Annotated in this window: 8 protein-coding genes; all 8 read right to left on the bottom strand. The window is 51.1% G+C overall.

Annotated elements, in window-relative coordinates; genetic code table 11:
• Window positions 1–4 precede the first annotated feature (4 nt).
• On the bottom strand, window positions 5–397 hold the full coding sequence (locus IPP68_09910) for a hypothetical protein (GenBank protein MBL0350669.1): 393 nt from the start codon (window positions 395–397) through the stop codon (window positions 5–7).
• A gap of 186 nt (window positions 398–583) precedes the next feature.
• On the bottom strand, window positions 584–1,288 hold the full coding sequence (locus tag IPP68_09915) for a hypothetical protein (protein ID MBL0350670.1): 705 nt from the start codon (window positions 1,286–1,288) through the stop codon (window positions 584–586).
• 37 nt (window positions 1,289–1,325) lie between these two features.
• A complete protein-coding gene (locus tag IPP68_09920; GenBank protein MBL0350671.1) occupies window positions 1,326–2,834 on the bottom strand; it encodes a hypothetical protein in 1,509 nt (502 codons plus the stop codon).
• A 293-nt stretch (window positions 2,835–3,127) separates the two neighbouring features.
• Window positions 3,128–3,298 (bottom strand): hypothetical protein, encoded by a 171-nt coding sequence (locus IPP68_09925; protein MBL0350672.1) that lies wholly within the window; start codon window positions 3,296–3,298, stop codon window positions 3,128–3,130.
• A 56-nt stretch (window positions 3,299–3,354) separates the two neighbouring features.
• Window positions 3,355–4,467 (bottom strand): RNA-directed DNA polymerase, encoded by a 1,113-nt coding sequence (locus IPP68_09930; protein ID MBL0350673.1) that lies wholly within the window; start codon window positions 4,465–4,467, stop codon window positions 3,355–3,357.
• Window positions 4,425–4,742 (bottom strand): hypothetical protein, encoded by a 318-nt coding sequence (locus IPP68_09935; protein MBL0350674.1) that lies wholly within the window; start codon window positions 4,740–4,742, stop codon window positions 4,425–4,427. Before IPP68_09935 ends, IPP68_09930 begins: the two co-directional genes overlap by 43 nt.
• A 253-nt stretch (window positions 4,743–4,995) precedes the next feature.
• Window positions 4,996–6,000, bottom strand: a complete 1,005-nt coding sequence (locus IPP68_09940) for a hypothetical protein (GenBank protein ID MBL0350675.1) — start codon at window positions 5,998–6,000, stop codon at window positions 4,996–4,998.
• 24 nt (window positions 6,001–6,024) lie between these two features.
• Window positions 6,025–6,792, bottom strand: a complete 768-nt coding sequence (locus IPP68_09945; protein ID MBL0350676.1) for a restriction endonuclease subunit S — start codon at window positions 6,790–6,792, stop codon at window positions 6,025–6,027.
• Window positions 6,793–6,957 lie beyond the last annotated feature (165 nt).

The following is a 6,957-nucleotide window of genomic DNA, read 5'->3' on the forward strand; positions in this document are numbered from 1 at the left end:
GCCGTCAGGGCCTCCGGCGTCGCCCGCAGGGCGTTGGGAATTTTGGGGCGTTTTTCCCCAGGAAGTCGAATTTTATCGTGGGGGTTTGAAACGTGGGCTTTGGCGCATCCATCCGCCCCAGGGACGTCGCCGTCGGCGCCTGGAACCGCAACGCCAGGGCCGTGTTCTGCATTCTGATTTGTCGGTCCAGTTGGGACGAGGCGGAGTAGTTCTTCTCCGGCTTGTATTGGTTTTGGTAATCCTGGTATCGGTTGTTGGCGCTGTAGGAATATCGCTCATCCTCCCGACCAAAGGCCGTGCCCATGGGAAAAACCCCGAGCGCAACGCTCAGGGACAGGGAAAGGCTTTTTCGGACGAGGTGCGCGGACAAGGTGTCAAAACCACAAACCCGGCGCATAGAAGCCTTTTGGTGCGGAATTAACTAAAGAAGTATCGATATTTTAACAGGTTTCCGAGGGAAGTCAATTGGCGAGGCGGTTAATGGAGGGCCTTACACTTGAATCTCGGATAGTTTAATAGTTCAGAGAGTCCCCAACGTTATTGGCCTCTTCCTCACCCGAATAACGTGTGGCATCCGCTGAATTCACTGGAATTTTATAATTGTTTGTCCGCGGCTGCGTCGTCTTTCGTTAATGCGATGTTGCCAGAACCAGTCCGGATCAGGCAACAACGAAAAGATCGCAAAAATAAGGAAAACCACGATCACCATGATCCCCTTTAATTCCTGCGCCGAGAAGGGAATCCCCAGCTTCTTATTGTGAATTCTTTGCCATCTGAAGTCGTAGGAAAGAATAGCAACGGCGGTCAGGAATCCAATGGGAACAAGCGGTTTAAGCTCAGGCATTCGCGTTAGAAGGTCCCATTTGCCCATGAGAAAAAATGACCCCATGCCTAACAAAAGACCCCCGAAGGTCAATATCACTGATTTTCCCCATGAGAGCTTCTTGTAGAATGCCTTCTCCCTATCCGCTAATTTAGAAGTTTTTGTTTTTTTCCAATCGACAACCTTTTCAAACCGCATGTCATTCGAGCAATAGAGATCAATCCACCTCTTTGCCTGCGAGCCCGTGATCTCCGGCAGGGCCGCCTCCAGTTGGTAACCGTCAGCTCGACATTGGAGAAGGCAGTCCTTTCCCCCATCCCTGAACATTTGGAAGAAGAATGAATCATTCTCCGTGTGGGCAACAACGTCAAATGACTTCAAGCTCATCGCATTTTGTAGAGGAGTCTCCCAAGACCCCTTGTCTTCAAACTTAAACTTCTTTCGATTAATTTCTATTTCTGCCATAGGGTCGCTATTCCGCATTTTAAAATAACGAATGTTCTCATTTCAAACCTTGAATCGTGCGGATAAGATACCCAATCTTCCTTTTAGGGTTGTCCGGGCTCTTGGCGCCCAAAATCCTCTCGGCCTCTTGGATTCGGGCGGGGCCGTATTGGTCTTCCAGCTCAATCAGCTGTTCTATCCCATGCAAATAGCTGTCCTCATACACCAGGGCCGCCGCCCGCCGGGCCCTATCCACCTTGTCCGCCCCCACCCGCTTTTTCAGTTCCTCCAGCGCCCGGTCGAAGGCCCCGGGGTCGTATAGGGGGTTCAGGCTATACACATTGGGCGCCCGCCCGCTGGGCCCCGTGGGGCCCACCGCGTCGTATTCCACTTCCAATAGGTTCGCCCGCCGCAACTCCGTCACCCCCCGGGTGATGAACCAGGGCGACACCCCATACCGCCCCGCCAGGGTCTGGATGTGTTGCGACCACCGCGGCTGTATGGGAGACACCGCCCCCTCCCGCAGGTTGATCAAATAAAAAACCTTCCCCGCAAACCCCAGCCGCCTGTTCCACCCCCACGCCCAATAGCCCACCGGCACCTGAAGCACTTCCTCCCCCCCTTTGGCCCCATCATTTCCCAAATCTTGAGGCCTTTCATCCTCCCCCCTTGAGGGGGAGGACCGAGGTGGGGGGTGGCTTCTACCATCAAGCGGCAGCAACGTCACCTCCGCCTCCTTCCCGTAAGTGGTCGTTGCCCCTATCAGCCCATACCGCTCTTCCAACTTGCCCAGGGTCTTGTTGATCTGCCGCCCATAAGCGTGCTTCCCCATGGAGGCTATGCCCAGGTGCTCCGCCAGCTGTTGGTAATCCAAAACAATTCGGGGCCCCGCCCGCCAAACCAAATACAAATAAACGTCAAAGGCCCTCTCGTCCGGCTGGCTCGCCATCCGCCCCAATAGGTTCGGGTCCAGCAGAAACGCCGCCGACACCTTCGCCGCCGGGCCCGCCTCGGCCGGCCCTTCCCGTTTAATGCCCTCCAGGGTTTTCAACATGTCCCGGGCCACTTCTTTGGACCGTATCAACACGTTGGCCTCTTCGTTCAACTCCAGCGCCGCCCGCGTCCAGTTGGAGGAGCCCGTGACCACCGTTTCCCCGTCAATGATCAGCGCCTTCGCGTGGGTGTAGGTCCCCGCCTCGTCAAAATACACCGAGATCCCGCTGGCTTTCAAAAACGCGTACGCCGCCAAATTCTTCCCCTCCCCCGCCGCCCCCTCTTCCCCGGCAAAGTTGTAGTTCTTGTCCAGCACCACCTCCACCTTCACCCCCCGGTCGTGGGCGTCCTTCAGGGTTTTCAGCAATTGAAATACGTGGGATTGGGAGTCGTTCGGTCGGAAGGACAGCAAATACATATACAGCGAAATCGATTTCTTGGCCCGCGCCATTTCCCGTTGCGCGGTTTCAAAATAGGCCCGCGGCGGAATGTTCTCCACCTCCCCCCGGTAGGCGAATAACGGCGGGGATATTTGATTCAACACCAACATCGCAACCCAAAATCTAATCCTCATCTAAAAATCATCGCTTATTATCTGCCTCCTCCCCGTGAGGTAGGGGCGAGGCCTGAATGGCCTCCCCCACTGGGATTTCACTAGAGGGGGGTGCCGGAGGATAGAGGTGGGGGGTGCCGGTGAGGTTAGAAGTTGCGCCACGCGAATGCCCCCCGTTCATCGCCCGTACTTTTCCATCTCCTAAATCTTGTTCCTCCCCCCTTGAGGGGGAGGATACAGGTGGGGGGTGCCGGTGGATTCTGGCGGGGGGTGCCGCTGATTTAAGGGGTTGCGCCACGGGAATGCCCCCCCACTCAGCGCCCGTTCTTTTCCAACTCAACGGTAATCATCTTTAGTTTAACCGGGAAGGGAACCGGATCGTCAAAATTGTATTTAACTTCGCCTTTGTCGTAATCAAACGCCACCGAATAACACCGCTTCACAACCTTCCCGTCGAATTTAACCACAAACCCCCCGTCAGCCATGAAGAACCTCCTACACGAATTAAATATGGTCCGCTGGAATCCGATTTCCTTTTCATTTATTTAGGTTGTGCTGTTCCGGCAGATTGGGCCCTGATTACAGCCCGTCTTACAAGGTCAGAATCATCTCGAATTTTACCGTAAAAGGAATTTCTTCTTGAAAGCTCCATTCTTTTTAGCGCTTCAACAATCTGCGCCTTCTCTAAGTCACTTTCAGCAGTTGTATATGCTGACAATATCCTATCAATATCTGCTGGGGAACCAGCCGACCCAAGAATTGCGAGGCCATACGCTCTTAGCCATGGCGCACGATTCGCATCAAAGCAAGAATGACGACAAAAAGTAATGAGTCTTTCAGGGAATGAAGCCCTTTCGAAGAACCATCGCAGAATCTCGAATGTTTGATGATCATAGATACCTTCGGGAGAATCAATATAATTTAGCATCCTATTTTCTTCCTCTGCGCGCACATCAATGGTTCCAAGATACTTTAAGATGTATTTCATCTCTTCGGGTCGCCGTGAAATTGTGTCAATACAATAGTCTGAAGCGATTTTTGAATTTACCTTGCCAAGTCTAGACAGCAAGTAATGAAAGAGCGTCTTATCAAATTTGTCGGAGGCATCGTTTAAAAATCGGTCTCGAAAAACTTGCTCAAATGTTTCAGCGGAGATCTCGTCGGCATGTTCTTCGAGAAGTTCCTCGATTTTATCAGCAGATATATAAGGATCGCGGTCTATTAGATGCTCCTCAAATTGGTCTTTGAGTTGATTGAATTTTGTGATAGTTGGTTGAATCCCGTCAAATCTAAGTCTTGCCTTTTCTGCAGTAAGGATTTGTGTCTTGGCTGCCTGCAACGTAAGTCCAAGATTGTGCAAAATATCGGTCAGGTCAATAAGAGAACACCGGGCCTCCAGATGAGTCCGACAAAAGATTCGAATATCGTCGACGTAACGCACATGCGCATATCCTAAATTAACAAGACTTTGGTCTGCTGAGGCGAAATAAAGTTTCGCAAGCAAATCGCTTGCTGAATAGCCCTGCGGGATTCCTTTCCCGGGGGCACGGGACCATCGGTAAAGACATTTTCTCAATAGTTCAAATACTGGCCCCGGAATTCCAAGAGCATTTAACTTTGAGAAAAGAGCGGTAGGTTTATGTTGTCGTAAAATCCTGCAATATCAGCAACCACTACATAAGTCGCTCCAGATTGCAACATTTCCAGCGATTTTTTAGTCCACTGTTTCCAGCCCAGGAATGCTGGCTGCATCCACTCCACGGCGTCCGTAGGAGGATTCATCTGGTACGCCATATCCGTTACACCCTGTGAGCCCTTTAGTATCTCCCAAAATTGGCTAGAAATAGCGCCAAGAAGTGCATTAAAAATCACCTCGTCTCTATAGTCCAGAACAGACCCAGGTCGCACCATCCATCCGGGTTTGGGCACGTAACAAATCCGATTGTCGTGGGGAGAGTATCCTTTCTCGAGCTTAGATCGGATACTGCCAATCCAGCCATCTAAGTTAGACTCTAACCACAAATTAAGAAAAGGATGACTTACAAACGACCGATCTTTCTGATCTGCTTTCGATCTTCGCCAAGCAAGTCCTAAATCTAGATCGTCCCAACTCATAACTGAGGGGAATTTGGAAAGTTCCGAAGGAGTTCCGAGCAGAAAAATGGTCTGCTATTGGCCTCATTCATTTATTAACGGGGCCCCCGAATCCCTGCAAATAACTCGCTGTAGTTGATGTCGAAAGCTTGTCAGCGTTTCCAAACTTAGTAGCACAAGCTTGTCCCTCTCCCCGAAAGCGATCCAACATCTTCCTGAGTTCATCCAGTGACTTTTCATTTAAAATCAAGCGAAGCCCTGTCCCAGCAAACCAAGCTGGATATTGGATGATCCTGTCCCCTGCCAGAAAGATTGCTGAAGACCGACTCCCAACGAAAAATGATCCTCCGGTTCGACAGAGGCGATGCATCATGTATAGGCCATAACCAGAATTTGGCGTTGCCTTCAATGCTTGACTTCGCCCCCGATATGCAACGCCAGAAACACCCGGCAATATCGCCAGCCGCAAGGCATCGTCATCCGAGGAAATCTTGAGATTCGGGTTCGCGGATAGGGATTCCTTCACGCCCCTACCCCGATCTAAAATAACGATCTCAACTTTTCCAGTATGTTGCCAATATTGAGCGCAATACCAGAAATCCGAAGACCGGCTATGCTCCAAAACATTCCTAAACACCTCAACGAGGGAATAAACGATTGCATCAAATAATGGGCCTGTTTTCGCCCTGCATAGAACACCCGCGAGGCCCTTAGAAAAGTCAGTCAATACCTCTACGTCAGTCCGCCGTGCCTGGCTGGCCGCGTGTTCGATCTCGCGGCAATCTTTTTTTGTCACGGGGATATAGTTCTGATTTCCCCCCGCTTCCCCTGCCATTTTCCCGAAATCAAGCCCAAACGCTTTAAAAAAACCCATGTGTGCCGGATACGTGAGATGCTTGAAGTTATTGCACAATAGCCGAGCACCTCGCCGCTCTTTGGCAAACCGCTCTAGTTCACTTGCCCAGTGGATCATCGCAAGCGGTTTAATGAATTTCACCCTTTCAAAATCCACTAAATATTCATCGGCAACAGGCAGCTCCCATAGTGATTTAACGAAACTTAGTCCGTCCCAAAGGCCCTGATTGTCAGGCACGACAATCTTTTGAGAGCTCATGGTTTATGATTGAGAAAAGGCATTATGAAGAAGGGTGGAAAACAAATGTTCAGCTTGACGGAGGGCTTCGCGTTGTTGGGCTCTCAGCCGCTCATGTCCCGCTACCAGGGCGGCGAATTGGTTTTGCTTGGCAAGGGGTGGAGCCGGACATCGGAGTTCCCGCAGAATCTCAAGATTAATGTTTTTTTGCGCGGACTCAGGGGCCGTTCGTTCAAGCATTTCTTGCTGGAACCGTAGCCAGAACTGGATATATTCAACTCGAACGCGATTCCCAGGGGTAAATCCAACAATGCTATCGGGAAAACACGCGGGGTAGGTAAGGATGGCAGTCTCCGCAATGTTCGCGGCGATGGTAATGCACAATGTTCCCGTCGGCCACAGCTTGCTCTGCTTCAATCCCTCTTCGGAATAGGTTTGTGAGTGCTTCCTAACGTAAAGGTTTGCATTCGTGACGTCACCGGTCTGAATAAACGGATATGGCCCCCCATATAAATGCGCGGCATTCCTTGGTCTATGCCTTGACCTCCCCCGGTCAAGCTCCCCAAGGTTTTCAAGCTCTTCCAGGCCCCAACGCTTTGCCGATTGATTTGAGTCTCCGAAGAATTTGAGGAAGGCGGCTGGGAGGAAAGTGTCGCTGAGTTCAAGCGCAAAGCGGCGGGTGCGGCGGAGGCGGTCAGCTTCCGCCAATATCCCAGTGATCCGTTTTTGCTCATGGAAATCAGGCAATGGGAAACCGACTTCCTCAAGCTCTGATACGCGGAGATTGGAGATATTCGTTGTATTGGATGATGCCTTGTAACACCAAGATTTGAATATGGGATTGGACATCCAATAGGCCAAATACTCGGGCAATACGTTGCTTTTAGGACGTGCAACAGTTACAAAGGCTCCGAAAGTGCACGGAAATGGTGTGCGGTGGACAACGCAAGATTTCCG

The sequence above is a fragment of the Elusimicrobiota bacterium genome (genome assembly GCA_016722575.1).
Classification (GTDB): Bacteria; Elusimicrobiota; Elusimicrobia; order FEN-1173; family FEN-1173; genus JADKIY01.